General features: G+C 34.4%; 22 protein-coding genes. 20 read left to right on the forward strand and 2 right to left on the reverse strand.

Features of this window, described 5'->3' with window-relative positions:
* Window positions 1–80: 80 nt before the first annotated feature.
* The 17 genes from RTL21_RS21375 (at window position 81) to RTL21_RS21455 (ending at window position 20222) form a co-directional block, all read left to right on the forward strand.
* On the forward strand, window positions 81–1700 hold the full coding sequence (locus RTL21_RS21375; protein ID WP_312098927.1) for an ABC transporter substrate-binding protein: 1620 nt from the start codon (window positions 81–83) through the stop codon (window positions 1698–1700).
* A 431-nt stretch (window positions 1701–2131) separates the two neighbouring features.
* A complete protein-coding gene (locus RTL21_RS21380; protein WP_312098929.1) occupies window positions 2132–3889 on the forward strand; it encodes an ABC transporter ATP-binding protein in 1758 nt (585 codons plus the stop codon).
* The gene (locus RTL21_RS21385) at window positions 3852–5681 is read left to right on the forward strand and encodes an ABC transporter ATP-binding protein (RefSeq protein WP_312098930.1); all 1830 of its coding nucleotides are present in this window, start codon (window positions 3852–3854) and stop codon (window positions 5679–5681) included. The genes RTL21_RS21380 and RTL21_RS21385 overlap by 38 nt, the downstream gene beginning before the upstream one ends.
* Window positions 5682–6066: 385 nt before the next feature.
* Window positions 6067–6735 (forward strand): GTP pyrophosphokinase, encoded by a 669-nt coding sequence (locus RTL21_RS21390; protein ID WP_312098932.1) that lies wholly within the window; start codon window positions 6067–6069, stop codon window positions 6733–6735.
* Window positions 6736–7090: 355 nt separating this feature from the next.
* The gene (locus tag RTL21_RS21395; protein WP_312098934.1) at window positions 7091–8242 is read left to right on the forward strand and encodes a DEAD/DEAH box helicase; all 1152 of its coding nucleotides are present in this window, start codon (window positions 7091–7093) and stop codon (window positions 8240–8242) included.
* A gap of 224 nt (window positions 8243–8466) precedes the next feature.
* Entirely contained in the window at window positions 8467–8706 is a 240-nt protein-coding gene (locus tag RTL21_RS21400) for a hypothetical protein (RefSeq protein ID WP_312098936.1), read from the forward strand.
* A 384-nt stretch (window positions 8707–9090) separates the two neighbouring features.
* Entirely contained in the window at window positions 9091–10227 is a 1137-nt protein-coding gene (locus tag RTL21_RS21405) for a GerAB/ArcD/ProY family transporter (RefSeq protein ID WP_312098938.1), read from the forward strand.
* Window positions 10228–10347: 120 nt separating this feature from the next.
* Window positions 10348–11466: a GerAB/ArcD/ProY family transporter gene (locus RTL21_RS21410; RefSeq protein ID WP_312098940.1), complete on the forward strand. Its 1119-nt coding sequence runs from the start codon at window positions 10348–10350 to the stop codon at window positions 11464–11466.
* A complete protein-coding gene (locus RTL21_RS21415; RefSeq protein WP_312098942.1) occupies window positions 11463–13055 on the forward strand; it encodes a spore germination protein in 1593 nt (530 codons plus the stop codon). Before RTL21_RS21410 ends, RTL21_RS21415 begins: the two co-directional genes overlap by 4 nt.
* The gene (locus tag RTL21_RS21420) at window positions 13052–14248 is read left to right on the forward strand and encodes a Ger(x)C family spore germination protein (protein WP_312098944.1); all 1197 of its coding nucleotides are present in this window, start codon (window positions 13052–13054) and stop codon (window positions 14246–14248) included. The genes RTL21_RS21415 and RTL21_RS21420 overlap by 4 nt, the downstream gene beginning before the upstream one ends.
* Before the next feature lie 169 nt (window positions 14249–14417).
* The gene (locus RTL21_RS21425) at window positions 14418–14765 is read left to right on the forward strand and encodes a lmo0954 family membrane protein (RefSeq protein WP_312098946.1); all 348 of its coding nucleotides are present in this window, start codon (window positions 14418–14420) and stop codon (window positions 14763–14765) included.
* Between the two features lie 19 nt (window positions 14766–14784).
* On the forward strand, window positions 14785–15435 hold the full coding sequence (locus RTL21_RS21430) for a PspA/IM30 family protein (RefSeq protein WP_312098948.1): 651 nt from the start codon (window positions 14785–14787) through the stop codon (window positions 15433–15435).
* Window positions 15436–15648: 213 nt separating this feature from the next.
* Window positions 15649–16383, forward strand: a complete 735-nt coding sequence (gene liaF / locus RTL21_RS21435) for a cell wall-active antibiotics response protein LiaF (protein ID WP_312098950.1) — start codon at window positions 15649–15651, stop codon at window positions 16381–16383.
* Window positions 16380–17426 (forward strand): sensor histidine kinase, encoded by a 1047-nt coding sequence (locus RTL21_RS21440; protein ID WP_312098952.1) that lies wholly within the window; start codon window positions 16380–16382, stop codon window positions 17424–17426. Before liaF ends, RTL21_RS21440 begins: the two co-directional genes overlap by 4 nt.
* Window positions 17419–18051, forward strand: coding sequence for a response regulator transcription factor (locus RTL21_RS21445; protein ID WP_312098955.1), 633 nt, complete (start codon window positions 17419–17421; stop codon window positions 18049–18051). The genes RTL21_RS21440 and RTL21_RS21445 overlap by 8 nt, the downstream gene beginning before the upstream one ends.
* A 199-nt stretch (window positions 18052–18250) precedes the next feature.
* Window positions 18251–19576, forward strand: coding sequence for a polysaccharide biosynthesis protein (locus tag RTL21_RS21450; protein ID WP_312098957.1), 1326 nt, complete (start codon window positions 18251–18253; stop codon window positions 19574–19576).
* Between the two features lie 88 nt (window positions 19577–19664).
* Entirely contained in the window at window positions 19665–20222 is a 558-nt protein-coding gene (locus RTL21_RS21455) for an RNA polymerase sigma factor (RefSeq protein ID WP_312098959.1), read from the forward strand.
* A gap of 97 nt (window positions 20223–20319) precedes the next feature.
* Here RTL21_RS21455 and RTL21_RS21460 read toward each other — a convergent pair whose 3' ends face one another.
* Window positions 20320–20580, reverse strand: coding sequence for a hypothetical protein (locus tag RTL21_RS21460; protein WP_312098960.1), 261 nt, complete (start codon window positions 20578–20580; stop codon window positions 20320–20322).
* A gap of 107 nt (window positions 20581–20687) precedes the next feature.
* Here RTL21_RS21460 and RTL21_RS21465 point away from each other — a divergent pair, with 107 nt between their 5' ends.
* The 3 genes from RTL21_RS21465 (at window position 20688) to RTL21_RS21475 (ending at window position 22802) form a co-directional block, all read left to right on the forward strand.
* The gene (locus tag RTL21_RS21465) at window positions 20688–21620 is read left to right on the forward strand and encodes a magnesium transporter CorA family protein (protein WP_312098962.1); all 933 of its coding nucleotides are present in this window, start codon (window positions 20688–20690) and stop codon (window positions 21618–21620) included.
* Between the two features lie 98 nt (window positions 21621–21718).
* On the forward strand, window positions 21719–22225 hold the full coding sequence (locus RTL21_RS21470; protein ID WP_312098963.1) for an acyl-CoA thioesterase: 507 nt from the start codon (window positions 21719–21721) through the stop codon (window positions 22223–22225).
* Window positions 22226–22517: 292 nt separating this feature from the next.
* On the forward strand, window positions 22518–22802 hold the full coding sequence (locus RTL21_RS21475) for a hypothetical protein (RefSeq protein WP_312098965.1): 285 nt from the start codon (window positions 22518–22520) through the stop codon (window positions 22800–22802).
* A 211-nt stretch (window positions 22803–23013) separates the two neighbouring features.
* On the opposite strand, the gene RTL21_RS21480 is transcribed toward RTL21_RS21475, so the two are convergent.
* Window positions 23014–23501, reverse strand: a 488-nt coding sequence (locus tag RTL21_RS21480) for a Bax inhibitor-1/YccA family protein (protein ID WP_312098967.1), incomplete at its 5' end; no start/stop codon positions are given.

The raw sequence follows: 23501 nt of genomic DNA on the forward strand, positions 1-23501 counted from the left end.
AAGCTTTGATAGACCTAAAACAAGGTCGATTTTCAAGGTGCGAAAGTTGAGTTATAGATTAATAGACGGGGGAAAATTCGATGAAAAAATTCAAAACGATATTTAGCATGTTTTCCATTGTAATATTATTGTTGCTTTCGGCATGTGCAGGTGCGAATAATACAGCATCAACTGGTGGAGGCTCGAAGGAAAATACTATGTATCTCGGACTTGTAAATGCTCCAGTTAGCTTTAATCCAATTAACTCTTCTGATATTGCAGCAGCATGGTTAGAAAAGTTTATGTTCGATACTTTTCTAGAAATGACTGCACCACTAGAATTTACACCGAAGCTTGCGGAATCCTTTGAAACAGAGGATAATCAAACATTTACAATAAAGATTAATAAGGATGCAAATTGGTCAGATGGCACACCAGTAACTTCTGCAGATGTTGCTTTTACGTTGAATTTAGTTGCTAATCCAAAGACCGAAACAGCTGTTGGGGCTTATTTAACCCAATTAGATGGTTTAACGGAAAATGGAAAGCTTCCAGATGGTGTTACAGAAATTCCTTCTTTAACGATTGTAGACGAGAAGACGATTCAATTTAAAACAAAGGCACCAGTTGATCCAAATATGGTGAAGGAACAATTAGGCTCAAAATTTATGATTCTACCAGAACATAAGCTAAAGGATATCGCTCCAGAAAATTTGCAGAAGGATCCTTTTATGATGAATCCAACTGTAACAAATGGACCTTTCAAATTTGTTAAGTATGCGAAAGACCAGTATATAGAATATGTGAAAAACGAAGATTACTATTTAGGAGAAGTAGAATTAGATAAACTATTTGTGAAAATAATGCCAGCTGCTAACCTTGTTGCGCAATTACAGACAGGTGAGATTCATATGAATGCTGCTGGTGGTATTGGAAAAATTGCTGTACAAGATTATGAAACAGTAGAAGGATTTGATAACGTAACAACAGCGACAGATAAAACATATGGCTATCAAAATATGAGTTTTAATTTGGAAACAATGTCAGATCAAAAAGTAAGACAGGCAATTGCTTATGCAATCGATCGTCAAAAGATTGTTGATCAATTACTTAAAGGACAAGGTGAAATTGTAGACGGACCGTATACTTCTATCAGTCCTTATCTTGATACAGAGTTAGAAACATACACGTATGATCCAGAAAAATCGAAGCAATTACTTGAAGAAGCAGGCTGGGATTTCAATAAGACAATTGATTTCGTTGTTCCAATTGGAAACAAAGTACGTGAGCAATCAGCAAATATTATTGCAGAAAATCTAAAAGCAGTTGGCTTAAAGCTAAATACAACTACGTATGACTTCCCAACTATTATGGCGAAAGCAAAAGCTGGAGAATATGATCTATTGTTAATTGGTTTTACTAATACAATCGATCCAGACTTAACAACGATTTATGGTTCAAGCGGATCAAGTAACTATACGGGTTATAATAATCCAAAGGTAGACGAGTTGCTTGAGAAAGGAAAACAAGAACCAGATACTGAAAAACGTAAACAGATTTATAATGAACTACAAGCAATTTGGAGTGAAGAGCTACCACTATTTACATTGTATTCCGACTATGACTTTGCGGCAGTATCGAAAGATGTAGCAGTTGGAGGACCAAAGATTTTTGGTTTCCATAACGAGCTATATAAATGGTCGTTGACCGGTGTTAACTAAAGAAATGGAAGAACGACTAAGCCTACTATATGGAGGTTTAGTCTTTTTTTATTGTAGGTAACACAATAAAATGTATGGAATTAGAAAATGTACAAATATACATGACGCTGAGTTTGGTTGAAAAAGAGAAGTTTGGCTGAAAAGCTGCTAGGCTTGGCTGGTAAAAGGAAAATTCAGCTGATATCCTGCTGGAGTTGGCTGATAAACATTTTTTTGCTAGCCGGAAAAATAATACTTTGTTTCAGCACATGTAAAAGAAAAAATTCTTCCGTAAATTCCCCCCCTTTCTTCTCTTCAACTTTGTAAATTATGGTTTTCTAACTTGCTAAAAAGAGGTATGATAAAAATAATGTTTAGTAAACCTAAAGAAATTCTCGATGGTTGAAATGAAACGGATATTCAATCAATCAGAATAGAGGCTGGAGGGAACAATGTCAAAAATATTTGGTAGACTTCGAGTATATAAACTGAGCGTAGTGATTGCCCTTATTCTTATGTTAACAGAGCTTGCGGTTGAATTAGTTCAACCATTAATAATGGCAAAAATAATTGATGATGGTTTGGCTCATCAAGATACGAAAATTGTGCTTGTTTGGGGAGGATTGCTCATTTTGTTTTCTCTCGTAGCTTTTGCTGCTGGAATCATAAATACGTTTTATTCTTCCCATGTTTGTCAGAATTTTGGCTATAGTCTTCGGAATGAGCTATATCAAATCATTCAATATTTTACCTTTTCAAGTAGTAATGCTCTTGCAAGTTCCTCATTAATTACGAGATTAACCAATGATATTACACAATTACAAAATACAATATTTATGGGACTACGGTTCTTATTAAGGGCACCCCTTTTAATCGTTGGCGGAATTATTATGTCCTTTCTAGTCAATGTAAAGCTAGCACTTATATTGGCGATTACGATTCCTTTAATCGTTGTCATGTTTATGTGGGTTATTAAAATAGGTAGAAGGCTTTTTCAATCTGTACAAAAGAAGCTGGATCATGTTAATAGTGTGATGCTTGAAAATTTAACAGCGGTCAGACTGATTCGCGCATATATTCGTAAGCAATTTGAAAGAAATCGTTTTACACAAACAAGTGAAGATTTGAAAAATCTTACCCAAAAAGCGTTAAGAATCATGGAAACAACGGTGCCACTTTTGTTATTTGCCATGAATTTATGTATTATTGCGATACTTTGGATTGGTTCGGGACAAATAAATACTGGAGAAGCTCAAATCGGGGAGGTAGTGGCAGTTATTAATTATACATTAAGAATAACTTCTTCTATTTCTGTAGTTAGTATGTTAGTAATGGTTATCTCTCGATCAAAAGCTTCAGCAGATCGCATTCAAGAGATTATTGATATGGAAGAAAAGGATATGGATAATCCTGGAGGAAATGCAAAATCAAAAATTAAAGGGAAAATTAATTTTCAGCATGTATCCTTTCGGTATCCATCTAATAGAAGGAACACCATTGAGAACCTGGAATTTACCATTAAGCCAAAAGAAAGAATTGCCATTTTAGGAGCAACAGGTTCAGGGAAAACAACGCTATTTCAATTGATTCCCCGGCTTTATGAACCAACAGAAGGAACTATTTTAATTGATGATAAGCGTGTGGATTCCTACTCTTTAAATGTGTTAAGAAAGCAAATCGGCTATGTACCACAGGAATCGATGCTTTTTACAGGTACAATTAAAGAAAATATTATGTGGGGAAATCCAAATGCTACCTTTGAGGAAGTTGTGCAGGCAGCAAAGGATGCCCAAATACACGAAACGATTATGTTAATGCCTCATACATACGATACGAGAATTGGACAAAAGGGTGTTAACTTATCGGGAGGGCAAAAACAACGTCTTTCGATTGCAAGGGCACTTGTTAGAAAGCCGAGTATTCTCCTATTAGACGACAGTACAAGTGCATTAGATTTGAAGACAGAAAAAAAACTACTCGATGCAGTTGCAGCATACCAATGTACGCTTCTGCTTATTACCCAGAAAGTATCTACTGCTATGAAGACTGATCGAGTGATGCTAATAGAAAATGGGAAAATTGTCAGCTTTGCTCCCCATGATCAATTATGGAAAACAAACAGTCTTTATCAAAAAATAGTCGAATCGCAACTAGGGGAAGGAGAGTGGGAGAATGCTAAAGGAACTAACCGATCCATTTCGCTATCCTAAGCCTAATATAAAGCCGGATACTATAGTAGTTAAAAAAGGCAAAAAACCAAAGAATATGGGGAAAACCTTATATCGTTTATGGGAGTATCTTGCACAAAAAAAAGGTTTGCTTTTTCTTGTACTAGTGATGGTTGCTTTAAGTTGTGCATTAGGCTTATTAGGGCCATATGTATTAGGAATGTCTATTGACCGTTTTATTGTAAATAGAAATTTAGATGGATTTGCAGGAATGCTAGTGTTGCTTGGTTGTATTTATTTTCTAAATTCAATTGCATTATTCTTACAAAGCTACTGGATGATTGGGATATCCCAAACCACTGTATTTCGCCTAAGAGCGAATTTATTTCATCAATTTCATGAATTACCGATAAGTTATTTTGATAAAAGACAGCATGGGGAATTAATGAGCCGTGTAACCAATGATATTGAAAATGTAAGCTCCACCTTAAATAGCTCTGTTATTCAGATTTTTTCTAGTGTTATCACGTTAATTGGGACAGTAGTTGTGATGTTTGTACTAAGTCCGTTATTAACGATTCTCACTTTAATAATTGTTCCTGTTATGTTTATAGGAATGAAATGGATTACAAGTAGAACAGGTGTGTTATTTAAGGAGCAACAAAAAAACTTAGGTGACTTAAATGGATTTATCGAGGAATCTATTTCGGGACAAAAAATCGTAAAAACTTTTTCCTTAGAAGAAAAAATGATTGATGATATGAAAGAAAAAAGCGATAAACTAAAGAATTCCGCTTATTGGGCACAAGTATATTCAGGATTTATTCCGAAGCTAATGAATATGTTAAACAATGCTAGCTATGCCATCATTGTTGGCGTTGGCGGGTTACTAGCATTGAAATCAGGTGCTGTATCTATTGGAGTTATTGTTATTTTTGTAGAATATTCGAGACAGTTTACGAGACCGTTGAATGATTTATCTAACCAATTTAATACGTTATTATCTGCAATTGCGGGTGCAGAAAGAGTATTTGAAGTATTAGATGAGGAAAGAGAAGAAGTAGATGAAAAAACGGCTAGCGTGATAAAAGAAATAAAAGGAGAAGTTCTATTCAAGCAAGTTTCTTTTTCATACGAAACAGATAAGGAAATATTGAAGGATATTAGCTTTAAAGTAAATCCTGGCGAAACTATAGCATTGGTTGGACCAACTGGAGCTGGAAAAACGACGATTATCCAACTTATCACGAGATTTTATGATGCAACAGCAGGAAGTATATTAGTAGATGGTCATGAGATTACTAAATTAAAAAGAGAAAGTCTACGATCACATATGGGATTTGTTCTTCAGGATAGTTACCTATTTGAAGGAACGATACGGGAAAATATTCGCTATGGCAGGCTGAATGCAACGGATGAGGAAGTGGAGCATGCAGCAAAGATGGCTAATGCACATAGTTTCATTGAACATCTCCCGGAAGGTTATGATACGATTCTTTCAGCGAATGGAAACGGCATAAGTCAGGGTCAAAAGCAGCTATTATCCATATCCCGAGCAATCCTTGCCGATCCATCTATTCTTATTCTTGATGAAGCAACAAGTAGTATTGATACGATTACAGAAGTGAAAATTCAAGACGCCTTAAAGCGCTTGATGAAAGGGAAAACTAGTTTTGTTGTTGCTCATCGACTGAATACGATTAAACATGCAGATATGATCCTTGTCTTGGATAAGGGAATGATTATCGAAAAAGGTTCCCATGATGAATTATTGAAAAAACGAGGATTTTATTATGAATTACATCAAAACCAGTTTACAGAAGCAACAGAATAGATTTTACTAAACAAAATGTCATCTTCTTATCTGACCACACCGATTGGTCAGTACGACAATTAACCTGAAAATAACAGTATTTCCTTCTTCTTATTGCTGTAAATATAAGAGGTTTAGGGAATGCTGTTCCTTTTTTAAATATAATAGTATTGGATAAAAATGATATTTGACTGACTGGTCATTTTTGTTTACAATAAAGGTAGATTCGGTGCCAGTCAACACCCGAAAATAGTTTGACTTATATAAAAGGTGGATGTTGAAAATGAAAACAATTGACCAAATTATTGAATTTTTAAAGAGTATCGGAGTAGACGCAGAAAAGGTTTATAGGAATCCAAAGGAGACTTACTAGTTGATGGAAAGTGTAAAACAACTCAAAACATATATGGAAGATAATCATTTTGATTTACATGAATTATCAAATGAACTTAATGAATGGAAAAATAGCTTAATCATATACAATTTTGCCTTAGATGAGATAAATACGAAATTAAAAATTTTAAATGAAGAATTTCAATTTATTCATAACCATAATCCGATCGAACATATAAAATCTCGAATTAAGGATCCAAGAGGAATTATGCAAAAGCTACATCGAAAAGGACATGCTATCACAATTGAAAATGCAAAGAAATATATACATGATATCGCAGGTGTTCGTATTACATGCTCTTTCATTTCGGATATTTATGAAATCTATAATCTTATAGAAAAGCAAGACGATATTAAAGTTCTAGAGGTAAAGGATTATATTAAAAATCCAAAACCAAATGGCTACAAAAGCTTACATTTAATCATCAGTATTCCTGTATTTTTAAGTACTGGAATGCAAGAAGTATGTGTCGAAATTCAAATAAGAACGATTGCGATGGATTTTTGGGCAAGTCTGGAGCATAAAATATATTATAAATTCGATAAAGATGTTCCTGGACATTTGCTAAATGAATTAAAGGAAGCAGCAGATGCAGCACATGAATTAGATGTAAAAATGAAGAAAATTAAAGATCGTGTCGATATTTTCCAAACTGTAGGTAAACATCAGACTTTAATTTAATTTTTTTAGGGAAGCTTCCTCAAGGATGACCTTCCCTTTTTTAATGAAGATGATTCAAAATCAGCAGATATGATTCAAAATCAGCAGATATGATCCAAAATCAGCGGATATGATCCAAAATCAGCAGATATGATCCAAAGTCAGCGGATATGATCCAAAGTCAGCAGATATGATCCAAAGTCAGCGGATATGATCCAAACCCAGCGATTATATTCCCACCTCCCCACATCAAAAATATAATCCCCCTCAATAAATAAGGTTTCATATCAATTTTGCAGTAAATAATTTATAATAAAAAGACATATTTTAAGGTTAGATGCAATTCGTCTAACTTTTGCTTAAAAAGGAGAACGACATGAAAGAACAGCAATTTTGGAATACATTTAAACCGTTTATACAACAAAACTGGGAAAAAGCAAATTTTAAACAAGCGACATCTATTCAAGAACAATCTATACCGCTTATTTTGGAGGGGAAAGATGTAATTGCTGAATCTCCGACAGGAACAGGAAAAACACTAGCTTATTTACTGCCGGTTTTAAATAAAATTGATACGGAATCAAAGAATATCCAGGCGATTTGTCTTGCTTCCTCTCAAGAGCTTGTCATGCAAATTTTGGCAGAGGTACAAAAATGGGGGGAAGGTAGCGGTATTCGTTCTGCTTCTTTTATTGGGGGAGCAAATGTAAAAAGACAATTAGAAAAGCTAAAAAAACACCCTCATCTTGTTATTTGTACACCTGGAAGAGCATTAGAGCTGATTAAGCAGAAAAAATTAAAAATGCATGAAGTAAAAACTGTTGTATTAGATGAAGCGGATCAATTATTGGTTGCCGAGCATGTGGAATCTGTAAGACAAATTCTTAAAGCTACTTTAAAGGATAGACAAGTTGTCTTATTTTCCGCAACCTTACCAAAACAAACAGAAGTTATTGCAAATGAACTTGTTCAAGATGGAGAAATTATCCGTGTTAAAAAAGACATGGTAATAGATGCAGCGGAAGTGGAGCATATTTATTTTCAAGCAGAGTATCGTGATAAAGTAAAACTATTGGAGCCTATTTCTCGATTAGAAAATGCAAAAATTCTTGTGTTTGTAAAAGATATTGGGAATTTAAGTGTGATTCATGAAAAATTGACATATAAAAATATTCATACGAGTATTTTACATTCTGATTTAAATAAAATGGAACGCCAAAAGTCGTTAAATGATTTTCGAACTGGAAAGAGAAATATGCTATTAGCAACAGATGTGGCAGCGAGAGGACTTGATATTCAAAACATTACACATGTAGTCCATTATGATTTAGCTACAAATCAGACACAGTATATTCATCGTTCTGGCAGAACTGGGAGATTTGGTGCATCAGGAGTGGTTGTTAGTTTGGTTACGGATAGAGAAGAAAGAGAACTGAAACAAATGGCCAAAAATCTTAATTTAAAATTGTCGCGCAAAAGCTTTTATCATGGGGAAATCGTCGATTATCAATCGAGAGCAAAAAGATAATAACATACAATCAATTAAAGCTGTCGTCAACCGAAATGAGTAGGTTAGACGACAGCTTTTTACTTTGGATGAAAAGAGAATAGAACCATTCTTTAAAAAAAAATGTACAGGAAAGCAAAAGCTAAACAGAGTATCGTAGATAAAAATGAAAATATAGGCATAAAAATGGAGAAATTTCACAAGATAATACCATAAATAAACAAAGCGCTTAAAGGAAGGGTATAATGGTAACTTTTGCTTATCTATTAGTGTTTACATCTATGGGGATTTTGACCATTGGTTTAGATATTTTTGTGTTTCATGAGGGGTTTATGAAATGTTTTAAAAAAATTTATGAAGCGGAAGTTGGTGCAGGTGCAATAACAATTGTATTTACTGCAATATTTGGCTTCGCATGGTCTATCGTTGTGGATTTTCGATTATGGAAAAATAAAAAACAGGGTAAGCAGAAAACGCAAGGATGAAGTTTTTTCGTATTTAAAAGAACTGTGTACTAACCATTTATTTCGGCTTACCGGGAAGTAGGTCCCTAAAAAGAATAGAAATGTAGAGAACACAAGAGCCTATAAAAGTCCAATTGGTTCTTAACTAACAATGTGCAATGGATAAATCCCCACTGCTTGAAGGATCACTTTATCTAGTAAAGTGGCTAACTTAAATAGCGAATTGTTTTAGTGTGCTTTCACTCTTAGGAGAAGGGTATAAGAATAGCCTCATCAGTCTTGGAAAGCAACTTAGATAAATCTCTTTCTATAATGTAGGTATACATATCAAAAGAACTTGTTTTTAAATTTGTATACATATGAACCAAGGCGCTTGCGCTTTTCTAAAAGGAAGTGTGTTATAGCATGTTAAAAGAAAACATTTCATTAACTCAATTGGCAGCGGTAATTTTTAATTTCCAAATTGGTAGTACGATTGTAATTGGTCTTGGAATAAAAGCGAAGGAGGATGCATGGATTGTTCTTCTGATAGCTTTAGGATTAGGCATCATTATTACTTTGTTTTTTATTTATATGGCGTCTTTAGCACCAGGGAAAAATTTATTTGAGATGTTTGAGTATTGTTTTAGTCGGCCGATTGCGATTAGTCTGAGTTTTATTTATGCGATTTATTTTTTTTATTATGGCTGTCGGATTATACGAGATTTTGGAGAGCTAATTGCAAGTACGGTCCTTCCTTTAACGCCAATTGAAGTATCTACGGTCATGCTTGTGCTAATAATCGGATATATTTTGTATATGGGATTAGAGGTTCTTGCGAGAACAGCGGAAATTTTCACTCCTTATGCGTTTGCCTTTAATATTCTCTTGTTTATTTTTTTGTATGCTGGAAATAACCTTGATTTCTCGAATATTCGACCAATATTAAAGGAGGGATTTAAGCCACTATGGAGTGTTGTTTTTCCCTATGAAATTGTAAGACCATATGGACAATTGCTAGTGCTGACTGTCATATTGAGCAATGTATCGAACGCAAAATATAGCAAAAAAATAATTATTTATAGTGTCCTTCTATCAAGTCTGTTATTGCTGGTAACGTCGCTGATGATTATTTTGTCTTTAGGGCATGATATTGCTTTACGCTCCAATTTTCCATTGTTAAGTGCAGCACGGCTTGTTTCAATCGGCAATTTCCTGCAACGAATAGATGCTATTGTCGTTTTCTGTATGATGCTAGGAACACTCGTAAAAAGCTGTATCTATATTTATGGAGGATTAAAAGCTTTAGAATATATGTTTAAGCAGACATTTCGATATTTTGCCATTCCAATGGTTTGTATTATAGGCGTTTTTACAACATTAATTGCTCGAAATTATTCGGATCATATGAATGAAGGGCTGCAGTCTAATCCCTTTCTATTACATATTCCTCTGCAATTTGGGTTACCAGTACTTATGGTGTTTATTATGTTAATAAAACATTGGAATAAATCTAACTCTAAGAAAAAAGTGAATAAGGATTATACAGAGCACGGTTCATAAAGAAGGATGGTGTGTAATAAAAGAAAGGGATTTTGGAATAAAGTAATCTTTATGCTTCAAATAGCAATGAACTAGATGACTTTTGGATGAAAATTAAAACCAATAAGGTGCTGAATGATTATGTTGACAGAAAAACTATCTTTAACTCAAATATTTACGATGCTTATAAATTTCCTGCTTGGAAGTTCTGTCGTAGTTGGTATAGGAATTGATGCCAAACGAGATGCATGGCTAGTTATCTTAGTTGGTATGTTTGTCGGCTTAATTATAATGAGTTTTTATCTTTATTTAATGTCATTGCTACCAGGGAAAAATCTATATGAAATGATAGAATACTGTTTCTCCAGAAAAGTTGCTATCTTATTTGCTCTCGTTTATTTAAATTATTTTATCTATATTTCTGCAAGGGTTATTAGAGACTTTGGGGAAATGATCACTTCTGCCATTCTTCCTGCAACTCCTATAGAATTCACGATACTAACGCTTATGTTAGTAATTGGCTATATCTTATATTTAGGTGTTGAAGTTTTAGGAAGAACAGCAGAAATATTTAGCCCTTATATGTTTGTATTTGTATTCTTGTTGTTTATTCTATTATACGCTGGCGGAAAAATTAATCTTACTAATGTGCAACCAATTCTTAGTGGTGGATTTAAACCAATAATTAAGTCTGCCATTCCATCTATTATTGCCTTTCCTTATGGAGAGCTAATAGCTTTTACTGTTATTTTAGCAAATATAGGAGATTTTAAAGCGGCTAGGAAGATATGCTTGATAAGTGTTTTTATAGCAAGTTTAATCTTATTGTCTTCCGACTTTCTCATCATTGCTACTTTAGGAGAAAACACAGCAGTTCGTGCAAATTTTCCATTATTAATTTCTGCTAGGCTCGTTAGTATTGGTGAGTTTCTTGAAAGAATAGATGTGTTAGTTGTGTTTATTATGATGTTAGGAATATTGATTAAAAGTTCTGTGTTTTTATATGGTGGTTTAAAAGGAATAGAGTATATCTTTAAGATTCCTTTTCGTTATTTTGCAATGCCGGTTTCCTGTATTACAGCGATGTTTTCTATCTTTATTACTTTAGACTTTTCCGATCATCTGGTGGAGGGGTTAAATGTGGATATATTTCTACTACATATTCCACTTCAATTTGCATTACCTATTTTTGTCTTGTTTGTATTACTAGTGAAAAAATGGAAGGAACAAAGGAATGAAAAAAGGGGGGTAAAAGCATGAATTATTTTAAAAAAATAATGTCTATAAATAGCAAAAATGAAATACCCTCTAATGTCGTTCCAACCAAAGCAAAAGAGATAGGCATAGATAAACTGACCTATGAAGCATTAAAGGAGATAATTAATTCAACCTTTGGGAATACGGCTGATTTGCAGTCTGATGTGATCCGAGTAGGCAAAAGTGAAGGATGTATTTACTATTTAGAAACAGTAGTTAATACGGAAATGTTAAAAGAAATGTTAGGAAATACGTTAGAGAATTCAGCAGAAAAAGATATTACCATAGAAACAGTGGAAGATTTGCAGAATCTGAGTAAAAAAAGCTTTGGTGTATCTGGATATAAATTATTGAAGACGGTTAATCATATCGTCTCTTCTATCTTGGAAGGTCGTATCGTGATTGTTTTCAGAGGAGTTGGACAGGCGCTTAGTTTAAATTATTTAAATAGTGAAGGAAGAGCAGTAGCAGAGCCTACTACGCAAACAGTAGTAAGGGGACCAAAGGACTCTTTTGTAGAGGATGCCACGACAAATATAAATTTAATAAGAAAAAGAATAAGAAATCATCACTTGCGTTTTGAAAAATTTATGCTTGGTAACGAAACACGTACAAATGTTTACATGGGTTATATGTATTCTATTGTGAACGAAAAAATATTAGAAGAAGTACGATCAAGATTAAATAAGATTGATATTTCGGCCGTGTTCGAGTCTGCCAATGTGGAAGAACTAATTGTAGATAAAAGCTTGACTGTTTTTCCATTAGCATTGAATACAGAGCGTCCAGATGCAGTGGCAACTTATTTAATGGATGCGAAGATTGTCATTATTATTGATGGATCACCATTTGTATTAATTGTTCCAGCTGTTCTTACTGATTTTTTCACTTCTCCAGAAGATAACTATCAAAACTATTTTATGAGTAGCTTTGTTCGTATCATTCGATATATATCCTTTATGATTGGTTTAATTATGCCTTCCGCTTATGTAGGTATACTAACCTTTCACCCCGAGCTTTTACCAACCACTTTATTATTAAGTGTTATTGCTCAACGGGAGGATGTTCCATTTCCTGCAGTAGTGGAAGTATTTATTATGGAAATTACCTTTGAGATTTTAAGAGAGGCAGGGGTAAGAATGCCTCGGGCTGTTGGGCAAACGGTTTCTATAGTAGGTGCATTAGTTATAGGACAGGCAGCTGCTGAAGCGGGGATCATTTCCAATATTATGGTTATCATTGTGGCAATAACTGCGATTGCTAATTTCGTTTTCCCGAATTATAATTTTGCAAACGCATCTAGGCTTATTCGCTTCGTACTTATCATCGTTGCATCTATATTAGGTTTATATGGCGTTCTTTTAGTACTTGTATTCATGGTTGCGCATTTAAGTTCACTTCGTTCCTTTGGGGTTCCATACTTAGCACCGGTTGCTCCATTTATCGTCGAAGATCAAAAAGATGTATTTGTCCGCTTTCCACTATGGTCAATTAGTAAGCGGCCATCCTATTTAAGCCCAAATGCAAAGAATAAGCAAAAGCCACAAGGTTCTCCTTCTCCCCCTAAACAGGAAAGTGGGAATAAAAAGTGAAAAAAATCGGTGTCTTTCTATGTATACTAAACTGTTTATTTCTATTAACGGGTTGTTGGGATAGAAAAGAATTATCAGAAATTAAGGTAGTAGCAGGGATGGCAATCGATAAAGGGGAAAATGCGAAATATAAAGTAACGGTTGAGGCATTAAATGCTGCTGAGCTAAATACTCAATCTGCATCTGGAAATGCCCCTACGTTGGTTGAAGGAATTGAAGGGGATTCTATCTCTGAAATTACACATCTTTTTAATGAGTATTATGCTCAGCTTCTTATCTTCTCACATATGAAAGTACTAGTAATCAGCGAGGAAATAGCAAGCGCAGGAAGGCTTGATTTTATTGACTTCCTGGAAAGAAATAGAGAAATAAGAGATGATTTTAACATTATCATTGCTAAAGATGGAAAAGCAGAAGATATTTTAAAAATAGCTGCCCATTATAGAAAGGCATCTTCTTTAAAGATATCTCCACAGTTGGATCATTTGCTGGAAGACTGGGGAGGGGATCCTGGCATGAGCATTATTAATTTTATCTCCGAACTTAATTTGGAAGGAAAAGAACCAGTGCTTGCTGCTGTCCGGCTAAAGGGCGATGTGGAAAAAGGAATGAGTACGGAGAATATTAGGAAGGTAACTCCTGATGCAATTGTAGAGGTGGATTCACTGGCAATTTTTAAAAATAGCAAGCTGGCCGGGTTTCTGAGTTTAGAAGATTCCAGGAACTATTTATGGATAAGAAATGATGTAAAGACAACTTCTTTATCCATCGAATGCGAAAAAGGAGACTTTAGTGCTATTCGCGTTGCAGAATCACAAACAGAAGTAACTTCTAAGTGGAAGAATAATAAACCTTCTATTCATGTGGGGATAAAAGCAGAAGGGTATATTGAAGGAACACAATGCTATAAAAGCGTGGAAGAGCTAGGAACAATTGAAAAATATGAACAGCTGGTAAATAAAACTTTTTCAAAAAAAATAGCTGATACCATTACGAATGTTCAAAGACAATACGAAGCTGATATCTTTGGATTCGGAGAAGTGATGAGAAGACAGGATTATCACGCATTTATGAAGGTGAAAGATAAATGGGACAAGGAATTTGCTAAAGCAGATGTAAAAGTAGATGTGGATTTTGTGCTGAGAAGGTCTGGAATTCGTTCGAAAAGCTTCTTAACTGAAACGGAAAAATAAAATGGATGTACGAGAAAAAAGCTGTTCAACGTGAACAGCTTTTTTCTAAGTCTTTATTAGGATTAGTTCCCTCTAAGACTAAAGTTGTAGATGAAAATCAAGCTAAGGCATGTTATGAAAAAAACACAAGGAAGGTAACATAGTAGATAAGAAAGGAGCGAAACACAAAATGAAAAAATTTGGTTTATTTCTTATTGGAGCAGCTGCTTCTATTATCCTTTTATCACAGATAGGTCCATTACTAGGTTTAGTTATTAGTGCAGCCATTCTATATTTTGCCTTTAAACAATTTGTGAAGGCAACAAGTACATTAGGCAAGATAGGTTGGGGGATTGGTGGAGTCATTATGCTTGTAATAACTGCAAGTAACCTGCCAGCTATTATCGGATTGGCAGCCGCTTATGTATTGTATCTAGTTTATAAAAAATGGAATAACAATAAGCAATCCATTATTACAAAAAAATCTGATGATCCATTTCAAAATTTTGAAAAGCAATGGTCAGAATTAAATAAATAAGTAAAGGAGAGAAATTAGCATGGCGAATTTATTAGAAAGAATGAAAAATACAGTATTGGCGGACATTAATAATTTATTAGATAAGAAGGAAGAAAAAAATCCGCTAGCTCTTTTAAATCAATATGTAAGAGAATGTGAAAAAGAGACAGATAAAGTAAAAAAATTAGTGGAAAGACAATATAAATTAAAAGAAGAGTTCTTAAAAGAACTACATCAAGCAAAAGAGATGGCAGAAAAAAGAAAAAGACAGGCAGAGGTTGCTAGTAAAGCAGAAGAAGAAGAGCTTTATTCCTTTGCTCAGCAAGAACAAACTCATTATGAAGATAGAGTAGTACGTTTAAATGAGTCGTTGAAAAATACAGAGCAGCAATTGCATGAGATCGAAACAAAATATATGGATATGAAGCATAAATTAAAAGATATGAAGATACGTCAAATGGAGCTGATGGCAAAAGAAAACATAACAAAAGCTCACCATACAATGAATAAAGTATTAGAAGAAAAACAAGTAAATCCAACAAATCAAGCACGCTTTGCTGAAATGGAACAATATATTGAAAAACTAGAGAACAAGATAAATACAGAATATTATAAACAAACAATGGATGAAAAATTAGCGGCATTAGAGAAAGATATGCTAAAAAAAGAAGATGACTCCATTTCTCTTTAAAAAAATGGTATCCTAAAAGAGGTTGGCAAGTAAAGCTAGCCCTTTTATTTATGATATATTAAGCAAACACGGACCTATGTAAGCTCTGTCAAAGAGTGATGAATTATTATATGTGATAAGCCTACTCGTTTAACGAAGAGTATATATGAACAAAGTGGGAAGAGGCATAATGAATTTTCACCACAAAGCCACAAAGAAGGGAGAGAATAGCCAATGTTTAAACAACTAAAAGATAATTATGCAAATTGGGTTTATGTGGTTGGAGGGTTTTTCTTATTAGAACTCTTTGTCTTTAATCCAGGACTAATCTTTTCCCTTCTTGTTTCAATTGGCATGATGTATATATCCAAAAAATCACTAAAAGGCGGAATCGGAAAAATCCTTTTTTGGATTGGTTCCCTGCTGTTAATCGTTAGTATTCTAAATATGGTTACAGTGAAAATTATATTATTTATAATCCTTGCCTATTATCTTTATCAATTATTTCAAAAAAAGAACACGACCGATGTAATCAAACCAATTATTAAAGATAAGCATTCAGTAACGCATACAGAAGAACCAATAATAAAGAAAAAGCAATTATTTACTAATTCATTCTATAATCGTCATATCACTCCAGATCATGTATATGAATGGCATGATATTAACATTCAATGTGGCATAGCGAATACGACGGTGGATCTTAGCTATACTGTTTTGCCAGAGGGTGAAACGGTCATCATGATTAAAAATATTGTCGGTGATGTAAAGCTATTTATTCCTTACGATATGGAAGTTAGCATTAATCACTCTGTTTTATTCGGTTCTTATCATATTTTTGGCGAAACGGAAGAGAATGCTTGGAACCAAAACGTAAGTATCCGGACAGCTAATTTTGATCAAGCAGAGACAAGAGTGAAAATATTGACCTCTTTTATTGCTGGTAACTTAGAGGTGAAAAGAATATGAGTATTATCGCAAGACAGATTTTGTGGGGAGTGTGCACATCCCTTCTTTTACTTATGTTCTTTTCGATTTGCTATTTAGTTGTTTTTCCGCCAACAGAATGGGGAGCTTTATGGGAAAAAGAAATAATGGGCGTTCCGTTTGTTTTATTTTTAATCAGTGTCGATATTACATTGGGTATCCTAATTGGTTATTTGTCCGGATTTTCCTGGAAAAAACAAATTCGTTCCATTGAAACAACATTACATACAATGGATAAAATGGAGTTTCAACCCATCGAACCAATTGGCTCAACCGAGGAGCTACAATCATTAAGCTATAAAATGATTCAATTGCAGAATCAATTAGTAGAACAAACAAAGCTCTCTCAAAAGCTTGTGAATGAGAAAGCAGAGGATCAAGAAGTAAAGGTCCAAAGTGTCATTATCGCAGAAAGAAATAGACTTGCAAGAGAATTACATGATTCCGTCAGCCAACAATTATTCGCAGCATCCATGCTATTGTCAGCGATTAATGAGACAAGACCGAAAACAAATGATTTGGAATCAAGGCAACTACAGCTAGTGGAGGAAACGATCCAACAATCTCAATTAGAAATGAGAGCTTTATTGCTTCATTTACGACCAGCTGCATTAAAAGGGAAATCTTTAAAAACAGGCATTATTGAATTATTGCATGAGCTTAAGCAAAAGGTATCGTTAGAAATAGAATGGAAATTAGAGGATATTAATTTAGATAAAGGGATGGAGGATCATCTTTTTCGAATTCTTCAAGAATCTGTATCCAATACCTTGAGACATGCAAAGGCAACTTCCTTAGAGGTTCAGCTTATCCAAAGAGAGGCATTTGTCATTTTACGAATAATAGATGATGGTGTCGGCTTTAATGTGGAGAAGAGAAAGGCGGGCTCATATGGTCTTCAAAACATGCATGAAAGAGCGGCGGAGATTGGCGGAGTATTAAAACTAATTAGCTTGGAAAATAAAGGTACACGCTTGGAAGTAAAGGTTCCGATTTTGGAAAGAAAGGAGGATACAAATGATTAGAGTATTACTGGTTGATGATCATGAAATGGTACGTATTGGAGTTTCCTCTTATTTATCTGCTCAAATAGATATAGAAGTGGTGGGAGAAGCGGAAAATGGCAAGAGAGCAGTAGAGCTTGCACTCGAATTAAAACCAGATGTCATTTTAATGGATTTAGTAATGGAAGAAATGGATGGTATTGAAGCAACACGGCAAATTGTAGAAGCATGGGAGGATGCAAAGATAATTATTGTCACTAGCTTTCTTGATGATGAGAAAGTCTACCCTGCTCTACAGGCTGGCGCTACAAGCTATATGCTCAAAACATCGAAGGCAAGTGAAATAGCAAGAGCCGTGCGCGAAACATTTCAAGGACAAATTGTGCTAGAACCAGAAGTAACCGATAAAATGATGACAAAAATGCGGGAAAAGAAAGCAACGCCTCTTCATGAAGAATTAACCGCAAGAGAAATGGAAATTCTTTTATTAATGGCAGAAGGAAAAAGCAATCAGGAAATTGCGGACCATTTATTTATTGCATTAAAAACAGTAAAAACGCATGTGAGCAATATACTAAGCAAACTACAAGTGCAGGATAGAACCCAAGCAGTTATTTATGCTTTTAAACACTCTCTTGTAGAATAAGTAAGCTAAACCCTTTGATATGAAGCAAATAATCTCTTAATCAAACGTTTAATTAATACATTTCTCTCTCTTCTATTTAAGAAAAAGATAATCTAGGAAAATATTTTTCGAACTTGTCTCATATGATGATAAAGAAGAGAAAAATAAACACACATCTTTTACTTATATGTTTGTGGAAGATAGATTGAGGGAGAGATTCATGAGTTCATTTTACAAAGGGACCTTCTTGTTAATTGTAACAGCGTTTTTTGGCGAATGTATTGAATTCATCATTAATATGGTAATGGCAAGGGAACTTGGAGAACATGGACTAGGACTATTCATGACAGTGCTGCCTACTATTTTTCTCATTGTTCTACTAGCTACCTTTGAATTACCAACATCTATTTCAAAATTTATAGCAGAAAAAGATTCGAAGTATCATTTGTCGATGCTTCAGCAAGTGCTAAAGTGGACCATTATTTTTACTATATTTCTAACAATCATCGCATCTATTATCATACCTTTTATCCCTATTTTTAATTCCTATCACCCACTCTTAAAGTGGCTAGTCATTTTCCTATTGCCGATTATTTCCTTCACCTCTATTGCGAGAGGATACTTCATGGGAAAACAGCAGATGGGGAAAATCGCAGCTTCCAATTTTCTGAAAAAAATCATTCAGCTAGGATTATTAGTCTTTTTATTTCAGTGGTTTTCCTTTGACTTAAATACCTCTGTATTAATTGCCTTTTTTACAATTGTCGGAAGTGATACAGTCGTATTATTGTACTTATTGCATATGTTTTTCGTGCAGTATCAACGGATTAAAAAAGGAAAGAATGAAAGCATGAATGGAAAAGTAATTTGGAAAGATTTATTATCCGTCTCTATCCCGACTACGGGTCTCCGAATTTTTCATGCGTTAACGCATGCCATTCAGCCTTTTTTAATTAAAGGAGCGTTAGTAGCATCAGGAATAACTGCTGCGAACGCAACAGAACAGTATGGAATGCTTGCTGGGATAGCGATGACAATTGGATTTTTTCCAGCCTTTATATCCCATAGCTTTATGACGATGCTAATACCGACTGTTTCGAAAGCATATGTTCAAAAGGACTATACAAAACTACAAAAATTATTGCAGCAGGTCATGATTATAACTGCTATTTACGGGACTATTGCTGTTGGGGTTTTTTATTTTTACGCGGATACACTGACGATGACCTTTTTCCATTCCACTCAAGCTGCAATAATTGTTCAGCTTCTATGGCCATATTTTTTACTTCATTACTTTACCATTCCCATGCAAGCATATTTAATTGGCTTGGGCTTACTAAAGGACGCGGTTTTTCATAGTATTTGGTCAACTTCTTTCTCCTATGCAGCTATTTATTATTTGGGTTCTTTAAGTCAGCTTCAAATGAGTGGAATTGCGATTGGAATGAATTTGGGAGCAGTCATCTTAGCCTCGCTACACTATTTAACGATATGCAAAAAAATAGGGATTTCGATATGGTTAACACCAGTAAATAAGCTTCGCTAAAAAATTTTGAAAAAAGTGTAGGGATTCGCACATTCCTTAACGTTTATTAAGTAGAATCGTAAAAAAGGGAAGGGGAAAGAGAAAGAAAATGGAATCCCTAATAGATAAAAAACGTTTAATGGAAAATGAAGAGGAATTATTTGAACAAGTAGTGAAAGAAAATGGAAAATCAATTTATATTTATATATTATCTCTCGTTAAACATAAAGAACTAGCAGAAGATTTGTATCAGGAAGTATTAATTTCAGCTTATACATCATTTGGATACTTTGAGGATGTTCAGAAAGTGAAAAGCTGGCTCTATAAAATAGCTCTTAATAAATGTAGAGATTATTGGCGAAAAGAAAAAACATCGAAGAAATTTTGGGAAGAGTCTGTTTATACATATGCGAGAGAAACTTCGGTGGCTCTGGAACCAGAGGAAACTTTAATAAGCAAATGCGAAAAAGAAGAAATGATTGATACATTAGAAGAACTACCTAATATGTATAAAGAGCCTTTACTTCTTTTCTATTATCATAATCAAACATTAGTAGAAATTAGTAACCATACAAAAACACCATTATCCACGGTGAAAACAAGAATGAAGCGAGCAAAGGATCAATTAAAGCCAAAGGTTATGAATAAAAAAATAGCTTATTTATAAAATAAAAATCGAATGAGTGGGGGATGAAAATCCCCCACTCATTCGATTTTAACATCCTCTAATAGTCGAAAGCTTCTCCAACCTGATAAAAATCTACTTAAGTTTCTGCTACTTTATTATTTCGCTGTTTGTTATAGTAATGCACGCTATACATAGCACCTTCATTTACCATATTGTTGTCACCGATATCATCTGGAGCGGGATTTCCTGCTTTAGAAAGTAAATCTTCTTTTTGCGTAGAATGGAATTTGTTTTTAAAGCGATTAAGCATATCTTTTCCTTTATCTGTGAAAAGGAAAAAGCTTCCCACACCTGCTCCAACGATTGCAAAGGTACGCATTGAATTTTTTCCAAACATTAGAGAATCCCTCCTAATTTCATTCTATTCTTTATTTACCCTATTTTAAGTTTTACAAACTATGTTCAGGGAATAATAAGAAGAAAAACTAGTAAAGGGGGATTCAAGTGAAAAAATATCGATTAGAGAACTGGGATTGGTATCAGTTGTTGGAAGAAGCGGATATACAAGAAGTTTCCATTGAAAAAGGACCGTTAATCAATACATGGTTCCGCGAGATAAAAGATAAACGTACCAACTATCTTCACATTGATACCTCCGTAGAAGATCAGGAAATATTAAGTGGCTCCCTTATCTATCACAGGGAGATAGATAAAAAAGAAGAGTATGAAATTTTTCATTTTTATCTATCCAATGATACGTTAATCACCTTTGATTATAAAGATAATAGCTTACATATTGATAGAAATAACTTCATTCAAGAAATAAAGCGGGCGCAAACGCCGATTGAAGGGTTTATGGTTATTTTAGGGAAGATTATGACAGAGATTTTGTACCATATTGATTCGTATGAGCAACAGCTAGATGAATTGATTTGGGATGTAAAAGACAGAAATAGTATAAAAACATTAGATAAAGTATATCAATCAAGACATGAACTTCTTATTTGGAAGAATGTAATGATTCCTTTTCTTGAAATAAGATATTCGTTAGAGGAAGCATTTGGAAATGAGCTTGCAAAGGGAAAAGAATATGCTCGCATTAGTAAAAGAATTGAAAGAGGATTAACCTTGGTGGAAGAATACCAGAAAGAATTAAATAATCTGGTCGATTTTGAAGAGGTCGTTTCACAGCATAGAGGGAATGAAATTATGAAAACTCTTACGGTCTTTACGACGTTATGCACACCCATAATGGCTTGGGGAGCATTATGGGGAATGAACTTCAAAATAATGCCAGAGCTAGAATGGAAGCTAGGGTATCTTTTTTCTTTAGGGATTATTGTCGGGTCTACTGTCGCTGTATTTTTCTATCTCAAATCAAGAGGATGGATGGGAGATCTGCTAAAGGCACGTAAAAAAAATTCCTTTTTTCGATAACTCTTTTCTAATCAAAATTAGACTCTCCATCATAAATTAGCATATAATAATGAAGGTAGTTATGGTAATTATATTCCCACAGTTATCAAGGAGGATATATGGAAGAGTCTAAATTTTGTAGTGAATCACTTGTTGTGAAAACAAGCATTGTTTTTCCAACAGACACAAATACTTATGGGACACTATTTGGTGGCAAGCTTATGGCATATATTGACGATACAGCTGCAATCTCAGCTATGCGTCATGCAAGAAGAGGAATCGTTACAGCTTCGACAGATTCAGTCGATTTTTTGTATCCGATTCATGAGGGTAATGCTGTTTGTTTAGAAGCCTTTGTTACCTATACAGGGACTTCATCTATGGAGGTTTTTGTAAAAGTAAATGCAGAGGATTTAATTTCTGGAGAACGTCATTTATGTGCACTTAGTTTTCTAACAATGGTTGCCATCGATGAGCATGGAAAACCGACAAAAGTTCCGAAAGTTATCCCACAGACGGAAGAAGAAAAGAATTTATATGAATCTGCGAAGGAACGAGCAGAAGCAAGAAAAAAACGGAAGAAAGAAACAGAGGAGCTTGCAAAGAAATATAGAAATTTAAGATAATTGGTTGGGAGAATGGCAGAGACATGTCATTTTCTCGCTGATCTATTCCTAAACGATAGAAGTACTCGCTAAACAATGATTGGATTTGTCGAAGGAACATCCCTTGGTTATATAAGATTTTCCATATTGGTAAATAAATCGATATTAGATGCTGTCGAAATATCAAATTATTTTCCAGGAAATGATGGGAATTTCCGATATCTTGTCTAATAACATTGTCTGATTTTGCAGGAGTAATTTTCCTTGCCCATAAATCATCCTAATTACAGGGGATAGATATAAGGAGGTAAAAATGAAAATATTTTCCCTTTCCTATTTTGTGGTTACAAGGAAAATGGACTTAAACATTCAGATTATTGAAGAAGAAAAAAATCTTATTTTATGGAGTGATAGAGTTACAAGCGACGAGCATACATTTCATTTAAATGTGATACATGACATTTCTTTTAAACCATCAAGCAATCGCTATAAAATGCTTTACTTACATACAAATCGAGGAGTATTTTCTTTTATTGTAAAGGATAATCCAGAGGAAATGATTCGATTAATCAAAAGTCGGATAGAGGGTTATCAATAAAGCAAGGAATAAAATGCTGTTGGGGTTTCACTAAAAAAGGTTTGAGCAAGGAGGTCAATGGCCTCTTTACTCAAACCTTTTTTCTAGGTAAGAATAAGTCTTTGGAAGTCAATGGGCTTCCCGCACATTCCATACGATAAGTCACCCTCAAATTGCTATTGCGTTTCGTGTGCTCCATCTCATATTCCTCTGAAAGGGTGTTCTCCGTGTTCTAATCTCTCTCGGATAGAATGCCGAATATACGCAAAATGCTTATAAATAAATTTAAGAAATCAAGGTACAGATTTAAGGCCATTAAAGGAACTTGATCTGCTGTTACGCCATAATGCTTCATTCGATTGAAATCATATAGAACATATCCGCTAAATACAAGCACACCGATGAAGGAGTATGCGAGCATGCCACCTGTTGCTAATGGCCAAAAGATATTGAAAATCCCGATAGCAATTAAGGCGATTACGGAAGCAAGTAGCATTCCTCTTAAGAAAGAGAAGTCGCGCTTTGTTTTAGTCGCATAAATAGCGACTCCGGCGAACACAATAGTTGTGGTACCTAAGGCATTTATGACAACATTTCCTCCAACCGTGGATACATAATAAGATACGATTGGAAATGTCGTGATGCCAGAAATAAACGTAAAGATAAATAAGAAACCATAGGATAATGATTTTCCTCTTCTTGCGAAAATGGCGATTAATA

Source organism: Niallia sp. (genome assembly GCF_031978665.1).
In the GTDB taxonomy this organism is placed as follows: domain Bacteria; phylum Bacillota; class Bacilli; order Bacillales; family Cytobacillaceae; genus Niallia.

Excerpts from the sequence above, each read along its gene's own strand:
- RTL21_RS21375 (WP_312098927.1), top strand. The coding sequence starts at position 81 with ATGAAAAAATTCAAAACGATATTTAGCATGTTTTCCATTGTAATATTA.
- RTL21_RS21380 (WP_312098929.1), top strand. The coding sequence starts at position 2,132 with ATGTCAAAAATATTTGGTAGACTTCGAGTATATAAACTGAGCGTAGTG.
- RTL21_RS21385 (WP_312098930.1), top strand. The coding sequence starts at position 3,852 with ATGCTAAAGGAACTAACCGATCCATTTCGCTATCCTAAGCCTAATATA.
- RTL21_RS21390 (WP_312098932.1), top strand. The coding sequence starts at position 6,067 with ATGGAAGATAATCATTTTGATTTACATGAATTATCAAATGAACTTAAT.
- RTL21_RS21395 (WP_312098934.1), top strand. The coding sequence starts at position 7,091 with ATGAAAGAACAGCAATTTTGGAATACATTTAAACCGTTTATACAACAA.
- RTL21_RS21400 (WP_312098936.1), top strand. The coding sequence starts at position 8,467 with ATGGTAACTTTTGCTTATCTATTAGTGTTTACATCTATGGGGATTTTG.
- RTL21_RS21405 (WP_312098938.1), top strand. The coding sequence starts at position 9,091 with ATGTTAAAAGAAAACATTTCATTAACTCAATTGGCAGCGGTAATTTTT.
- RTL21_RS21410 (WP_312098940.1), top strand. The coding sequence starts at position 10,348 with ATGTTGACAGAAAAACTATCTTTAACTCAAATATTTACGATGCTTATA.
- RTL21_RS21415 (WP_312098942.1), top strand. The coding sequence starts at position 11,463 with ATGAATTATTTTAAAAAAATAATGTCTATAAATAGCAAAAATGAAATA.
- RTL21_RS21425 (WP_312098946.1), top strand. The coding sequence starts at position 14,418 with ATGAAAAAATTTGGTTTATTTCTTATTGGAGCAGCTGCTTCTATTATC.
- RTL21_RS21430 (WP_312098948.1), top strand. The coding sequence starts at position 14,785 with ATGGCGAATTTATTAGAAAGAATGAAAAATACAGTATTGGCGGACATT.
- liaF (WP_312098950.1), top strand. The coding sequence starts at position 15,649 with ATGTTTAAACAACTAAAAGATAATTATGCAAATTGGGTTTATGTGGTT.
- RTL21_RS21440 (WP_312098952.1), top strand. The coding sequence starts at position 16,380 with ATGAGTATTATCGCAAGACAGATTTTGTGGGGAGTGTGCACATCCCTT.
- RTL21_RS21445 (WP_312098955.1), top strand. The coding sequence starts at position 17,419 with ATGATTAGAGTATTACTGGTTGATGATCATGAAATGGTACGTATTGGA.
- RTL21_RS21450 (WP_312098957.1), top strand. The coding sequence starts at position 18,251 with ATGAGTTCATTTTACAAAGGGACCTTCTTGTTAATTGTAACAGCGTTT.
- RTL21_RS21455 (WP_312098959.1), top strand. The coding sequence starts at position 19,665 with ATGGAATCCCTAATAGATAAAAAACGTTTAATGGAAAATGAAGAGGAA.
- RTL21_RS21460 (WP_312098960.1), bottom strand. The coding sequence starts at position 20,580 with ATGTTTGGAAAAAATTCAATGCGTACCTTTGCAATCGTTGGAGCAGGT.
- RTL21_RS21470 (WP_312098963.1), top strand. The coding sequence starts at position 21,719 with ATGGAAGAGTCTAAATTTTGTAGTGAATCACTTGTTGTGAAAACAAGC.
- RTL21_RS21475 (WP_312098965.1), top strand. The coding sequence starts at position 22,518 with ATGAAAATATTTTCCCTTTCCTATTTTGTGGTTACAAGGAAAATGGAC.